At 70.1% G+C, this 13,920-nt stretch carries 14 protein-coding genes; 8 read left to right on the top strand and 6 right to left on the bottom strand.

Annotation, left to right across the window (positions count from 1 at the left end):
- The first annotated feature begins 1 nt into the window (after position 1).
- Entirely contained in the window at positions 2-142 is a 141-nt protein-coding gene (locus NRF20_RS29510) for a hypothetical protein (RefSeq protein WP_413753608.1), read from the top strand.
- A 60-nt stretch (positions 143-202) separates the two neighbouring features.
- Positions 203-1,021, top strand: a complete 819-nt coding sequence (locus tag NRF20_RS29505; protein ID WP_413753607.1) for an immunity 49 family protein — start codon at positions 203-205, stop codon at positions 1,019-1,021.
- Between the two features lie 342 nt (positions 1,022-1,363).
- On the opposite strand, the gene NRF20_RS29500 is transcribed toward NRF20_RS29505, so the two are convergent.
- The 3 genes from NRF20_RS29500 to NRF20_RS29490 are packed head-to-tail and all read right to left on the bottom strand — an operon-like array spanning position 1,364 to position 4,481.
- Complete coding sequence (locus NRF20_RS29500; protein WP_413753606.1) at positions 1,364-2,191, bottom strand: sugar phosphate isomerase/epimerase family protein; 828 nt, start codon at positions 2,189-2,191, stop codon at positions 1,364-1,366.
- Positions 2,188-3,333 carry a dihydrodipicolinate synthase family protein gene (locus NRF20_RS29495; protein ID WP_413753605.1) on the bottom strand — a complete coding sequence of 382 codons (1,146 nt, stop codon included), beginning with the start codon at positions 3,331-3,333 and terminating at the stop codon, positions 2,188-2,190. Before NRF20_RS29495 ends, NRF20_RS29500 begins: the two co-directional genes overlap by 4 nt.
- Positions 3,330-4,481, bottom strand: a complete 1,152-nt coding sequence (locus NRF20_RS29490; RefSeq protein WP_398628829.1) for a Gfo/Idh/MocA family protein — start codon at positions 4,479-4,481, stop codon at positions 3,330-3,332. Before NRF20_RS29490 ends, NRF20_RS29495 begins: the two co-directional genes overlap by 4 nt.
- 108 nt (positions 4,482-4,589) lie before the next feature.
- Between NRF20_RS29490 and NRF20_RS29485 the strand changes: the two genes are divergently transcribed.
- The 3 genes from NRF20_RS29485 to NRF20_RS29475 all read left to right on the top strand — a co-directional run bounded on the left by NRF20_RS29485 (position 4,590) and on the right by NRF20_RS29475 (position 7,171).
- Positions 4,590-5,654 carry a LacI family DNA-binding transcriptional regulator gene (locus tag NRF20_RS29485; RefSeq protein ID WP_413753604.1) on the top strand — a complete coding sequence of 355 codons (1,065 nt, stop codon included), beginning with the start codon at positions 4,590-4,592 and terminating at the stop codon, positions 5,652-5,654.
- A gap of 42 nt (positions 5,655-5,696) precedes the next feature.
- Positions 5,697-6,272 carry a Uma2 family endonuclease gene (locus NRF20_RS29480; RefSeq protein ID WP_413753603.1) on the top strand — a complete coding sequence of 192 codons (576 nt, stop codon included), beginning with the start codon at positions 5,697-5,699 and terminating at the stop codon, positions 6,270-6,272.
- 110 nt (positions 6,273-6,382) lie between these two features.
- Positions 6,383-7,171, top strand: coding sequence for a sugar phosphate isomerase/epimerase family protein (locus tag NRF20_RS29475; protein WP_413753602.1), 789 nt, complete (start codon positions 6,383-6,385; stop codon positions 7,169-7,171).
- Between the two features lie 14 nt (positions 7,172-7,185).
- On the opposite strand, the gene NRF20_RS29470 is transcribed toward NRF20_RS29475, so the two are convergent.
- Entirely contained in the window at positions 7,186-8,094 is a 909-nt protein-coding gene (locus tag NRF20_RS29470; RefSeq protein ID WP_413753601.1) for an EamA family transporter, read from the bottom strand.
- Between the two features lie 106 nt (positions 8,095-8,200).
- On the opposite strand from NRF20_RS29470, the gene NRF20_RS29465 reads away from it, so the two are divergent.
- The gene (locus NRF20_RS29465; RefSeq protein ID WP_413753600.1) at positions 8,201-9,109 is read left to right on the top strand and encodes a LysR family transcriptional regulator; all 909 of its coding nucleotides are present in this window, start codon (positions 8,201-8,203) and stop codon (positions 9,107-9,109) included.
- Between the two features lie 179 nt (positions 9,110-9,288).
- Positions 9,289-11,154, top strand: a complete 1,866-nt coding sequence (locus NRF20_RS29460; protein ID WP_266361390.1) for a glycoside hydrolase family 3 protein — start codon at positions 9,289-9,291, stop codon at positions 11,152-11,154.
- Between the two features lie 72 nt (positions 11,155-11,226).
- Here NRF20_RS29460 and NRF20_RS29455 read toward each other — a convergent pair whose 3' ends face one another.
- A complete protein-coding gene (locus NRF20_RS29455; RefSeq protein ID WP_413753599.1) occupies positions 11,227-12,696 on the bottom strand; it encodes a S28 family serine protease in 1,470 nt (489 codons plus the stop codon).
- Positions 12,697-12,795: 99 nt separating this feature from the next.
- The gene (locus NRF20_RS29450) at positions 12,796-13,167 is read right to left on the bottom strand and encodes a hypothetical protein (protein WP_398628959.1); all 372 of its coding nucleotides are present in this window, start codon (positions 13,165-13,167) and stop codon (positions 12,796-12,798) included.
- Positions 13,168-13,405: 238 nt separating this feature from the next.
- Here NRF20_RS29450 and NRF20_RS29445 point away from each other — a divergent pair, with 238 nt between their 5' ends.
- The gene (locus NRF20_RS29445; RefSeq protein ID WP_398628834.1) at positions 13,406-13,903 is read left to right on the top strand and encodes a hypothetical protein; all 498 of its coding nucleotides are present in this window, start codon (positions 13,406-13,408) and stop codon (positions 13,901-13,903) included.
- Positions 13,904-13,920 lie beyond the last annotated feature (17 nt).

The following is a 13,920-nucleotide window of genomic DNA, read 5'->3' as shown; positions in this document are numbered from 1 at the left end:
CATGACCACCGTCGTTCCCCGCCACGCGTTCCGTACGGACAACGCGGCCGAGACCATGGCGCCGATCGTCGCGTCAGCCCAGGACGCAGTCGAGGGCAAGGGTACGTACGCTGGAGCGGTCCTCGAATACCCCAAGATCTGAATCTGACAGGGAAGATCAGTGGTTACGAGCGTGTCCCGCCAGAGCTATCCAGTGGCTGAGATGGAGGCAGTCGTCCCCGTCATGGAGAAGTCCCTGGCAAATTCGCTGCAGACCATCGGGACCTCACATCGCGCCAGGAGCGGGGCGCTGACCACGTCGCTGAACGTGGCGCGCATCCGCTGCGTCGGGGACCCGGATGCGGTGATGCTGGAGACCTGGGAATCCTGGCTGCTGACCATGCAGGTGCACTCGGCGGTCTTCGCCGCCACGTTCACCGATCAGGAGACGGTGACCTGCAAGATCCGCCAGGAGGAGCGGCAACTCGCCGCTACCGGCCCGCAGTTCTATCTCAATGCGGGGACCTGGCTCAACGCATTCTTCCTGGCGCTGATCTGCCGGGAGACGGCCCGCCTCGACATGCTGGCGCAAGTGCCGGCGTCGTTGCTGCGTGACTGTGGCGGAGTGCTGGACGAGTACGTCTACGCCTGGGTGGAGACCCTCCGGAGCTTCTGGCTGCGGCGTGACGACGTCAGCCAGCACCTGGTGCGGGCCGTGGACCTGAGCGCTCCCGAGGCCACCCGCATTCTCGACGCCGAGACCATGGGCAAGCTGAAGTACCCGCCGATCATGATGTTCTACCGCTACCTGCGCAACGACGCAGCAGGCTTCAACCAGGCCCTGAACGACGCCCTGCGCTGGCACAAGGAGTACTGGACGGCCGACGAGGACCGCACCCAGAACATCGAAGGAGTCGTGGCCATCGCCCCGTTGGCGGTGGCGTGCCTGGCGAAGGCCAACGGCATTCCGATCGAGGTCGAGTCCGGCTACCTGCCGAGCGCCCTGCTGGGCTTCGCCTGGCGCGGCGAGTTCGACGCGTAGCGATCGAGGTCGAGTCCGAGTACCTGCCCGTGGCTCTTGTGAAGCGCAACTGGGTGGGCGAGTTCGATACCTGAGCCTCGCCCTCAGCCGGCGCGGAACGTCTCCGTCGCCTGCGGCTCAACGCGGAGACCCCAGCGGAGAACATGACCGACGCATCTGCGCCCAGGAGACGAAACGGGGTCCGGTCAGAAGACCGGACCCCCCTCGCTTTCCCCCTCCGTCAGGGCTTCCCGATCCCCCCGGATCCCTCCCCGGAAGCGCCCGACGCCAGATATGACCCGGCAGGGTGCCGAACGGTTGCACGTCTTGGTGATCTCTTTACCCTGGCGGCAAAAAGCCTTCTCAGCAGGCGTGTTCGGCGTACCGGGACGCGACCTCCGCGAGGACTTCGGCGCCGTCGCGGGCCCAGAGGTCCTCGTTGAAGATCTCCACCTCGATGGGGCCGTCGAAACCGGTGGCCTCGACCAGCGTGCGGAACGCGCGGAAGTCCACGGACCCGTCGCCCAGTTGGCCCCGGCCGAGCAGGACGCCCGCCGGGAGGGGGGTGATCCAGTCCGCCAGCTGGAAGGAGTGGATACGGCCGCCCGCGCCCGCCCGGGCGATCTGTGCGGCCGCCTGGTCGTCCCACCAGATGTGGTACGTGTCGACGACCACCCCGACCTGCTCGGCGGGGAAGCGTTCCGCGATGTCCAGGGCCTGGGAGAGCGTGGAGACGACGCAGCGGTCCGAGGCGAACATCGGGTGCAGCGGTTCGATCGCCAGACGTACGCCTCGCTCGGCCGCGTACGGTGCGAGTTCGCCCAGGGCGTCCGCGATCCGCTCACGCGCGCCGTGCAGGTCCTTGCTGCCCGCCGGAAGGCCGCCGGAGACGAGGACCAGGGTGTCGGTGGACAGGGCCGCCGCCTCGTCGAGCGCGGCGCGGTTGTCGTCCAGGGCGCGGGCCCGTTCCGCAGGGTCGATGGCGGTGAAGAAGCCGCCTCGGCAGAGGCTGGTGACCGAGAGGCCGGAATCGGCGAGCAGCCGGGCGGTGCGCTCGATGCCGTACTCCTGCACGGGGGCCCGCCACAGGCCGACCTTGTCGATGCCCGCCTTGACGCAGCCCTCGGTGAGTTCGGGCAGCGACCACTGCTTGATGGTCTCCTGGTTGATGGAGAGACGGCCGTCGCTCATCGGGTGCCTCCGTTGACCGCGAGCAGGGCACGCATCCGGGATTCGGCCAGCTCCGGGTCGGGGAACAGGCCCAGCCGGTCCGCGAGTTCGTACGCCTTCGCCAGATGCGGCAGCGAGCGCGCGGACTGCAGGCCGCCGACCATGGTGAAGTGGTCCTGATGGCCGGCCAGCCAGGCGAGGAAGACCACGCCCGTCTTGTAGAAGCGGGTGGGCGCCTGGAAAAGGTGGCGGGACAGCTCGACCGTGGGGTCGAGGAGGTCCCGGAAGCCCTGGACGTCCCCGGTGTCCAGGACCCGTACCGCGTGTGCGGCCAGCGGGCCCAGCGGGTCGAAGATGCCGAGCAGGGCGTGGCTGAAGCCCCGGTCGTCGCCCGCGATCAGCTCGGGGTAGTTGAAGTCGTCGCCGGTGTAGCAGCGGACCCCGCCGGGCAGACGGCGACGGACGTCGATCTCGCGCTCGGCGTCCAGGAGCGAGATCTTGATGCCGTCGACCTTGTCCGGGTGCTCGGCGATGACCTTCAGGAAGGCGTCGGTGGCGGCGTCGAGGTCCGAGGAGCCCCAGTAGCCCTCCAGCGCCGGGTCGAACATCGGGCCGAGCCAGTGCAGGACCACCGGTTCGGAGGCCTGGAGCAGGAGGTGTCCGTACGTCTCCAGGTAGTCCTCGGGCCCCTTTGCCGCGGCGGCGAGCGCGCGGGAGGCCATCAGGATGGCCTGGGCGCCGCTCTCCTCGACGAGGGTGAGCTGCTCCTCGTACGCGGACCGCACCTCGGCGAGCGAGGCGGGTCCGGCGGGAAGCTGGTCGGTGCCGACGCCGCAGGCGATGCTGCCGCCGACCGCCTTCGCCTCGGCGGCGGAACGGCGGATCAGTTCGGCCGCGCCGGCCCAGTCAAGACCCATGCCGCGCTGGGCGGTGTCCATGGCTTCGGCGACGCCGAGACCGTGCGACCAGAGGTGGCGGCGGAAGGCGAGGGTGGCGTCCCAGTCGACGGCTGCCGGTGAGTCGGGGTTGATGTCGGCGTACGGGTCGGCGACGACATGGGCGGCGGAGAAGACCGTACGGGAGGCGAGGGGAGCACCGCCGGGGGCGAGGTCGAGCGGGGTGGTGCGGGGTTCGTACGGGCCCTGCGGGAGGTGGATCGTCACAGCGTCAGCTCCGGTACGTCGAAGCGGCGGCCCTCGGCGGAGGACTTCAGGCCCAGCTCGGCGAGCTGGACGCCGCGTGCGCCGGCCATCAGGTCCCAGGTGTACGGCTCGTCGAGCACGATGTGGCGCAGGAAGAGCTCCCACTGGGCCTTGAAGCCGTTGTCGAAGGCGGCGTTGTCGGGGACTTCCTGCCACTGGTCGCGGAACGACTCGGTGACCGGGAGGTCCGGGTTCCAGACCGGCTTGGGGGTGGCCGAGCGGTGCTGGACACGGCAGTTGCGGAGTCCGGCGACGGCGGAGCCGTGGGTTCCGTCGACCTGGAACTCGACGAGCTCGTCGCGGTTGACGCGGACCGTCCAGGAGGAGTTGATCTGTGCGACAGCTCCGCTCTCCAGCTGGAAGATGCCGTACGCGGCGTCGTCGGCGGTGGCGGCGTACGGCTTCCCCTGCTCGTCCCAGCGCTGCGGGATGTGCGTCTGGACGTGCGCCTGGACGGTGGAGACCCGGCCGAACACCTCGTGGAGCACGTACTCCCAGTGCGGGAACATGTCGACGACGATGCCGCCGCCGTCCTCGGCACGGTAGTTCCAGGACGGGCGCTGGGCCTCCTGCCAGTCGCCCTCGAAGACCCAGTAGCCGAACTCGCCGCGTACGGAGAGGATCTCGCCGAAGAAGCCGCCGTCGATGAGGCGCTTCAGCTTCAGCAGACCCGGCAGGAAGATCTTGTCCTGGACGACGCCGTGCTTGATCCCGGCGTCACGGGCCAGACGGGCCAGCTCCAGGGCGCCCTCGACGTCCGTGGCGGTGGGCTTCTCGGTGTAGATGTGCTTGCCCGCGGCGATCGCCTTCTTGATCGCCTCGACGCGGGCCGAGGTGACCTGGGCGTCGAAGTAGATGTCGATGCTGTCGTCCGCGAGGACCGCGTCGAGGTCGGTCGACCACTCGGTCAGACCGTGCCGTGCGGCGAGCTCCTCCAGCGCATGGGCTCGGCGGCCGACCAGCACGGGCTCGGGCCACAGCACGTCGCCGTCGCCGAGATCGAGGCCGCCCTGCTCGCGGATCGCGAGGATCGAGCGCACCAGGTGCTGCCGGTAGCCCATGCGCCCCGTGACGCCGTTCATGGCGATGCGCACTGTCCTGCGTGTCACGAAAGTTCCTCCATACACCCGTAGCAAGCGCTTTCTATCGGTGATGACGCTAGCCTGCCGACAGCGGCCCGGACAAGAGGGCTCGGTCCAAAACCCTCGGAGGAAGCGATGACAGTCACCCTCGCGGATGTGGCGGCCCGCGCCCGGGTGTCCCCGGCCACCGTCTCCCGCGTGCTGAACGGCAACTACCCGGTGGCCGCATCCACCCGGGAGCGGGTCCTGCGCGCGGTGGACGACCTGGACTATGTGCTCAACGGGCCCGCGAGTGCACTCGCTGCGGCCACGTCCGACCTGGTCGGCATCCTGGTCAACGACATCGCCGACCCGTTCTTCGGAATCATGGCGGGGGCGGCGCAGACCGAGATCGGCGGACCCGGGGACGGTTCGGGCCGGGCGGGCGGCGAGAAGCTCGCCATCGTCTGCAACACCGGCGGCTCCCCCGAGCGCGAACTCACCTATCTCACCCTGCTCCAGCGCCAGCGCGCCGCGGCCGTCGTCCTGACCGGAGGCGCCGTGGAGGACCCGGCGCACCAGGCAGCGATCTCCGCCAAGCTGGCGAAACTCGCGGACGCGGGCACCCGGGTGGTGCTGTGCGGGCGGCCCCCGCTGCCGGACAGCGAGGCGGTCGTGGCCGCACTGGCCTTCGACAACCGGGGCGGGGGGCGTCGCCTCACCGAGCATCTGCTGTCACTCGGCCACCGGCGGATCGGCTATGTCGCGGGCCCGTTGGAGCGGACGACGACCCGGCACCGTCTTGAGGGTCACCGCGACGCGATGAGAGCGGCGGGCCTCGCCGGCGACGAGGAGCGCCTCACCGTCCATGGCCCCTACGACCGCCGCTCCGGCTACGACGCCACCCTCGAACTCCTGCGCCGCGAACCGGAGGTGACGGCTGTTGTCGCCGCCAACGACACGGTGGCGCTGGGCGCAAGTGCGGCGATCCGGGACCGCGGTCTGCGCATCCCCGAGGACATCTCGGTGGCGGGCTTCGACGATCTGCCGTTCTCGGTGGACGCGGTACCAGCACTGACGACCGTACGACTGCCGCTCTTCGAGGCGGGCGCGCGGGCGGGCCGGCTGGCGATGGGCAAGGAGACGCCGCCGCCGGGCGGCATCGCCACGATCGCGGCGGAGCTGATGGTGCGGGGGTCGACGGCGCCGCCGCGGGTGTGACCTACGCGATATCGTGTAAATACCGGCATTCGGGAGGACCGCATGACGACCACGACGATGGACACGGCAAGCGCCTGGGACGCGCTGGACGGTGTCCACCTGCCCCGTGGCTACCGCGTCGAGATCACGGACGGGAAGATCACCATGACGCCGCAGGGCGAGAACCAGTGGAAAGTCATCCTCAAGGCGGCCCCGCAGATCGAGCAGCAGCTCGCCAACCACGGCGACATCCTGTCGGACGTGATGATCGATTTCCCGTCCAGCCTGTACGGCTACGCGCCCGATCTCGCCATCATCGCTCCGGGTTCCGAGCGCAACAGCCGCGGCCGGTTCGAGTGGCACAGTCTGGAGGCGGTGCTGGAGGTCGTGTCCAAGAGCACCCAGGACAACGACTTCAGCAAGAAGTTCCGGATGTACGCCGAGTGCGGTATCCCCGTCTACGTGATCATCGACCCGTCGACGGGCACCTGCACCATCTACCAGCACCCGACCCGTACCGGCACCTATCGCGACGAGGACGAGGTGCCCTTCGGGCAGGATCTCGTCCTGCCGCTGGAAGGCCGGGACATCGTCGTCACCACGGACGGCTTCCCCGTCGCCGACGGTTCCTCCCGCTGATTCCTCCCCCGGGCGGGGGTATCGGTATGTCACGCCCCGGGCCGATGATGTGCCGGCCGCTGTCCGACGCGTACGGCTCGGTGGCACGTACCGATGGAAGGAACACGCACGTGAAGCTCGCTTTCTCGACCCTCGGAGTGCCGGGGATGCCGGTGGCCGATGTCGTCCGGCTCGCCGCAGAGCACGGTTATCAGGGGGTGGAGCTGCGCGCCCACCCCGAGGAACCGGTGCACCCGGGCATCTCGGCGCTCGAACGGGCCGATGTCGTCGAGGAGTTCAAGAAGGGCGGCGTCGAGATCCTGACCGTCGCCGGGTATGTCCGGGCCGCGGCCGAGGGGGACGACCGGGCCGCGCTGGACGAGCTCGCCGGGCTGGTGGAGCTGGCACACGACCTGGGTGCGAAGAACGTCCGGGTCTTCCCGGGCGGCGGTGACCAGGACCCCGCCGTGGCCGATGCGACCGCCGCCCGCCGACTGGCCGCCGCCGCTCCGCACGCCGCCGACCTGGGCGTACGCATCCTGCTCGAAACCCATGACTCGCACCGGGCGGGCGCCGATGTGGCCCGGGTCGTCGGGACGGTCGGGCACGGGCAGATCGGTGCACTCTGGGACATCATGCATACCTGGCTGGCGGGCGAGGAACCTGCCGCGAGCCATGCCGTGCTGGCCCCGCACCTGGGCTACGTACAGGTGAAGGACATCGCATCGGCCGAGGACACCGAGCCCTTGGCGCTGGGTGCCGGGGTGCTGCCGCTGGGGGCCTGTCTGGACACGCTGGACCCGGACGACTGGGTCTGCTGGGAGTACGAGAAGCGGTGGCACCCGGGGGCGGCGGAGCTGCCGGGGCTGTTGAGCGCGGGGCGGGAGCACCTGCTGCGCCTGGGCGCGCCCAAGCAGTAGGGGCCGACCGGGGTTCAGGCGCGCGCGGGCTGCGGTTCCGGTGTCTCCGTCGCACCGGCCCGCGTCCGCCGCGCCCCCGCCAGCGATGTGAGGGCCACCCCGCCGACCAGCAGCGCCGCCGCGCACCACCGCAGCGGGCTCACCGACTCGCCCAGCAGCAGCGCGGCCGACGACATCCCGAAGACCGGGACGAGCAGGGTGAACGGGGCCACCGACGAGGCCGGGTGATGGCGCAGCAGGAAGCCCCAGGCCCCGAAGCCGAAGACGGTGGTGATCCAGGCGACGTAGACGATGATCCCGACGCCGCTCCAGTCGAGCGCGGCCAGCGCATCGGCATCGCGGTCCCAGCCCTCGAGGAGGAGGGAGAGGCCCAGCAGCGGGAGCACGGGCACGGTCGAGACCCAGACCATGAAGTTGAGGGAGTCGGGCGGCGCGGCCTTGCGGGTCAGTACGTTGGACACACCCCAGCAGGCCGCCGCCGCGATCACCAGGACGAAGGCGAGTACGGGTCCGCTCGCGCCCTCGTCGACCGCGGCCACCCCGATGCCCACGAGGGCCACCCCCATGCCCAACGCCCGGACCTTTCCCGGCCGTTCACCCAGTGCGAGCGCCGCGAAGAGGGCGGTGAAGACCGCCTGGACCTGGAGCACGAGGGAGGAGAGGCCGGCGGGCATTCCGCGGTCCATGCCGATGAAGAGCAGCCCGAACTTCGCCACTCCGAGGACGAGCCCGACACCCACGATCCACTTCCACGCGACCTTGGGCCGGCCGACGAAGAAGACCGCGGGCAGCGCGGCGACCAGGAAGCGCAGGGCGGAGAAGAGCAGCGGGGGGAAGTGCCCGAGGCCGACCTCTATGACGACGAAATTGACACCCCAGACGGCGGCCACCAGGGCGGCCAGGGCGATGTGGAGGGGACGCATGCACCGAGGATCACCCGCACCGACCATGTAGCACCAGCGCAGATTTCTTCATGGTGGAATTGAGCGTTGCTAATGAATCGCGAGGGCCCGCATCCAGGAGGTTCCGGTGCTCGACCTGTCCCGGCTGCGCGCACTGCACGCCATCTCCGTCCATGGCTCCGTCGCGGGCGCCGCCGCCGCGCTCGGCTACACCCCGTCGGCGGTCTCGCAGCAGATCACCAAGCTGGAGCGGGAGACCCGTACGACCCTCCTCGAACGCCGCGGGCGCGGTGTCGCACTGACCGAGGAGGCGCTCCATCTGGCCGAGACGGCCCAGCAGTTGCTGGCGATCGTGGAGCGCGCGGAGACGACGCTGGAAGAGCGCAGGGGGCTGCCCACGGGGCGGCTGTCGATCGGCGCGTTCGCGTCCGCGGCGCGCGGGCTGCTGCCCGGCGTACTGGCTGGGCTGGACCGGGACCATCCGGTCCTGGACGTCCGGCTGACCGAGGTCGATCCGCATCTCTCGGTCGACCTGGTGGCCAAGGGCGTGATCGATCTGGCGGTCGCGCACGACTGGGACATCGCCCCGCTGCCCGCCCCGGAGGGGGTGGCGCAGGCGGTGATCGGTGACGACCGGTGCGATCTGCTGGTGCCCGAGGGCCATCGGCTCGCCGGGCGGGACGCGGTGCGGCGCGAGGAGCTGGCGAAGGAGCGGTGGATCTGCCAGCCGCCGGGGACGGTCTGCCACGACTGGCTCGTACGGACGCTGCGCGCGGCGGGTTACGAGCCCGACATCCGACACCGGGCGGAGGAGAACCACACCCAACTGGCCCTGCTCGCCGCCGGTCTCGGGGTTGCTTTGATCCCGCGACTGGGGCGGGGGCCGCTGCCGGCGGGGGTGGTGGCGGTGCCGCTCGATCCCGTACCGGTGCGTCGGCTGTATGCGCTGTGGCGTACGGAGGCGGCCCGGCGGCCCGCGATCACGGCGGCGGTGTCGGCACTCCAGGCGCACGGGGCCGCGGCGGGGCTGAGGTAGGGGTCCCGGCCCCGCGCCCCGATCACCGGACCTGCCCGGATTCGCCCACACCTCCCCGATCACCGGACGGGCTCAAAACGGTCCGGACCCTTGACCGGAAGTTATTTTCTGGATATCCGTGCTCCTTGGAAGTTTCTTTCACCACCCCCTCGTCCCCGAGTACGGCCGAAGGAGCTCACGTGCACCACCGCACCTCCAGACGCACCCTCCTCACCGCCACCGCCGCGACCGCCGCAGCCGCCGTCACGGGCGGGGTCGTCGCCCCCGGCGCCGTCGCCGCCCAGAGGTCCGCGAGCAGCGGGCACGGCGGCGGGCACCACACCTCAGCCGCCACCACCGAGCGCCTCAAGCGGCTCATCTCCCGGATGACCCTGGAGGAGAAGGTCGGGCAGCTCTTCGTGATGCGGGTGTACGGGCACTCCGCCACCGAGCCCGACCAGGCCGACATCGACGCCAACATGGCGGAGATCGGGGTCCGTACCGCCGCCGAGATGATCGCCAAGTACCACGTCGGCGGGATCATCTACTTCGCCTGGGCGCACAACACCCGCGACCCGCACCAGATCGCCGACCTCTCCAACGGCATCCAGCGCGCCGGCCTCGCCGGCCCCACCCCCCTGCCGCTCCTCGTCTCCACCGACCAGGAGCACGGCATCGTCTGCCGCGTCGGCGAGCCCGCCACCCTGATGCCGGGCGCGATGGCGCTGGGCGCCGGCGGTTCGCGCTCCGACGCCCGCCGGGCCGGGCAGATCGCGGGTGCCGAACTGGCCGCGATCGGCATCAACCAGAACTACGCCCCGGACGCCGACGTCAACGTCAACCCGGCCAACCCGGTGATCGGCGTACGTTCCTTCGGCTCCGACCCGCAGTCCGTGGCCGGGATGGTCGCCGCCCAGGTGAAGGGGTATCAGAGCAGCGGCATCGCCTCGACCGCCAAGCACTTCCCGGGCCACGGCGACACCAACACGGACAGCCACACCGGTCTGCCCGTCATCCGCCACACCCGGGAGCAGTGGGCGGAGCTGGACGAGCCGCCGTTCCGGGCCGCGATCGCCGCGGGCATCGACTCGATCATGACCGCACACATCGTGGTCCCGGCACTGGACCCCGCACAGGACCCGGCGACGCTGTCCCGCCCGATCCTCACCGGCATCCTGCGCGAGGAGCTCGGATACGACGGTGTCGTGGTCACCGACTCGCTCGGCATGGAGGGCGTGCGGACCAAGTACGGCGACGAGCGTGTGCCGGTCCTCGCGCTCCGGGCGGGCGTCGACCAGCTGCTCAACCCGCCGAACCTCGGCGTCTCCTGGAACGCCGTCCTGGAGGCCGTGAAGAGCGGTGAGATCAGCGAGGCCAGGATCGAGGAATCGATCCTGCGCATCCTGCGGCTGAAGACGAAGCTCGGGCTGTTCGACAACCCGTTCGTCAGCCGTGCGGGAGTGGACCGTACCGTCGGGACGCGGGCCCATCTCGCCGCCGCCGACCGGATCGCCGAGCGCACGACCACCCTGCTCGCCAACGACGGCGCGGTGCTGCCGCTCTCCCGCCGCTCCCACAAGAACCTCCTCGTGGTCGGCGCCGACCCGGCCTCCCCGTCCGGCACCACCGGGCCGCCGACCACCACCCTGGCCACCGCCTTCGGCGAACTCGGTTACGCGGCAACCGCGCTGTCTACCGGCACCGCCCCCACCAAGGCGAAGATCGACGCGGCGGTGGCGGCCGCACAGGGCAAGGACGCGGTGATCGTGGGGACGTACAACGTCTCGGCGACCAGCTCGCAGCGCACCCTGGTGAGCGCCCTCGCGGCAACCGGCATCCCGGTGATCACGGTCGCGATCCGCAATCCGTACGACATCGCCCAGCTGTCCGGGACCGGGTTCGCGGCGAACCTGGCCACGTACTCCTGGACCGATGTCGAACTGCGGGCCGCCGCCCGGGTGATCGCGGGCCGCGCCGAACCGGAGGGCACCCTGCCGGTGCCGGTGCAGCGCGCGGACGATCCGGCACGGGTGCTGTACCCGGTCGGGTACGGCCTGACGTACTAGAGATCCGGCAACCGGGAAGGGGCTGTGCACCCGCACAGCCCCTTCCTTGGTACGGCTTCGCGCAAGGACCGGTTACGGCCGCAGCCCGCGCTCGTTCATCACGTCCCGCTTGTCGAGCCGTTCGTCGAACTTCGCGAGCGGCTTCGCCTTCGCCGGGTCGTCCTGCACGGCGGCCGGGGCGACGCCCGCCCAGCGCAGGATGGCCGCGGTGGCCTTCGCCTTGTCGTCGTCGGCGAGCCCGGCCACGTTGGAGCCGTGGTTGCCGCCTGCCACGGTCATGACGTAGCTGTCACGGGCGCCCGCCCCGAGCCGGAAGCGTTCCGCGCCCCACGGGTCGTTCTGCCCGTACACGTACAGCATGTGGTTGGCGTGGTGCTTCACCCAGCTGTCGACGTCGCGCATCACCGACGGCTGGAACTTCATCGGGATGGAGCGCGGCACGAAGTTGCGCGGCGGCTGGTATCCGTACCGGCTCAGCTTGCCGAGCCACGGCTGCTCGATGTCCGGCGAACCGAGCTGGGTGCCCGCCTGGTAGTAGTACGGGGTGTACTTCTCCAGGCCCTGGTCGGCGTAGGCGGAGAAGCCGGAGATCGAGTCGATCGAGTCCCAGATCGCCTGATCGGGGGCGTTCTTGGCGTCGGCCGGGAGGGTGTCGCAGTCGGACAGCAGGCTGTACTGCCAGAACGCCCAGACGTAGTCCATGACGACGGCTTCGTACGCCTTGTCGAGCGAGCCGACGGTGTTGAAGGTGTAGCCCTTCTCGGCGGCGTACTCCTCGTACTTCTTCTCCAGCGGCTCGCGGCGGATCAGCGCCTCGCGCTGCACCCCGTTCAGCTTGTCGCGGCACTCCTTGGTGCCGACGTGTCCGAAGAACCGGTCGTACGCCGAGTCCTCCTTGTTGACCACGTCGTTGGGCGCGACGTAGGCGACGACGCCGTCCATGTCCTTGGGGTAGAAGCGCTCGAAGTACGTGGCGGTCATGCCGCCCTTGGAGCCGCCGGTGGTCAGCCAGTTCTTGGAGTAGATCTGCTTCAGCGCGGTGAAGACGCGATGCTGGTCGCTGGCGGCCTGCCAGATGTCGAGCTTGGACCAGTCGGCGGGCGCCGGGCGGGACGGGGTGAAGAACCGATACTCCAGAGAGACCTGGTTGCCGTCGATGATCCGGGTCGGCTCGGAGCGGCTGGGGTTCGTGGAGACGTTGTAGCCGCTGGTGTAGAAGACCGTCGGGCGGGACGTGTCCTTGTGCAGCAGGGTGATGCGCTGCTGGAAGGTGCCCTTGGACGGGTGCCGGTGATCGATCGGCTGGGTGTAGTCGAGGACGAAGTAGCGGTAGCCCGCGTACGGCTTCTCCTCGATGAGACTCATTCCCGGGATGGCCAGGATGCGGTCCTTGATGTCCGTGCTCGTGCCGCTGTCACTGCCGGCCGTGCTCCGGAACGTGGTCGGTTCCGCGGCGGTGGCCGCCCCGGCCGAGGCACCCGTCGCACTCACTGTGCCGATAAGTACCGCGAGCGACAGGAACCCTCTGAGCGCCTTGCGCATGCACCCTCCCCTTGATTCACAACAGACGTCGTGAACCTAGCGGGGCAACACCTCTGCCGCCAGACCCTGTTGGCACGGAGCAACGACGAGCCTGCGCCGTCAGCAGAGAATCCAGTCCGTGGAGCCGGACTTTCCCGAGATCGTGGCCGAGGCCCGGACGCACCGGTTCAGCGCGTGGACCGTCACCGGGCCGGCCTGTCGGGTGTATCTGCCGCTGTCGGTGACGGGGCTGCCGCCGCGCGCCTGGATGCGTACGGACATCTTGCGGCGCGGACCCGACTTCTTCGCGACCGCGACCGCGCAGGCATAGGAGCGGCTCTTGTAGACGCGCAGCTCGCCGGTCTTGAACTCGACCGTCTTCGCGGGGCGCCCGGCGCAGGCCGTCGCGCCGTCGGCGCTGTTCGCCGCACTGCCGCCGAGCACCAGACCGACGGCGGCCACCAGCGGCAGGACGAACAGACGCACGAGCATCCGGCACCCCCGGCCGCCTCCGCCCCCGCCGACCACTCCGGCTTTTCCGGTCCCTCTGATCACCAGCAGCCCCATCGTTCGATCGAACACGTACACCCTTGCTCGACACTTACACGTACTTGCGTACGACGCAGGAGGCCATCCGGAGGTTGCACCCGGCGCGCTCCGCCTTCGGAGCAACCGAATCGCCACAGCATGGCTCCAACAGGACAGAGCCATACGAAAGGCAGGAACTGCCATGCTCCAACTCCGCAACTCACAGGGCCCCCGCAGCCGGCGCGCCATCGGCCGGACGCTGCTCGCCACCGCTCTCCTCACCGCCGTCGCCGCTGTCCCGGCCGCCGCGGCGGCCCCGCAGGCCCCGGTGGCCGCGGCGCCGGTACGCAGCGACGCCGGCACTCCGGCGTTCCAGCAGGTCGCCCACTTCTACGCCGCCTACCTCGACGCCGTCACGGCGGAGGGCGGCGGCAAGCTCGCCACCGAACTCAGGACGTTCTATCTGACGCCCCACCTGCGCACCCAGCTGAAGACGTGGGAGAAGCGCAACCACGCGGACGGTGTGCTCCGCGCCCAGAACACCCCGCTCGCCTTCCGGATCACCTCCGGCGACAGCGGTGCGGGCCACACCTGGTCGAAGGTGCGGCTCACCTGGAGCAACGGCAAGCACCCCACGTACTCGTATCTGACCGTGCGGTCGGACCTGCAGACCGGCAAGATCTCCGGCATCGGCAGGTGAACCGGTGGACGGGCCCG

Origin of the sequence: Streptomyces sp. R-74717 (genome assembly GCF_047305335.1) — a bacterium.
GTDB lineage: Bacteria > Actinomycetota > Actinomycetes > Streptomycetales > Streptomycetaceae > Streptomyces > Streptomyces atratus.
This window is presented reverse-complemented; position numbering and strand designations above follow the sequence as displayed.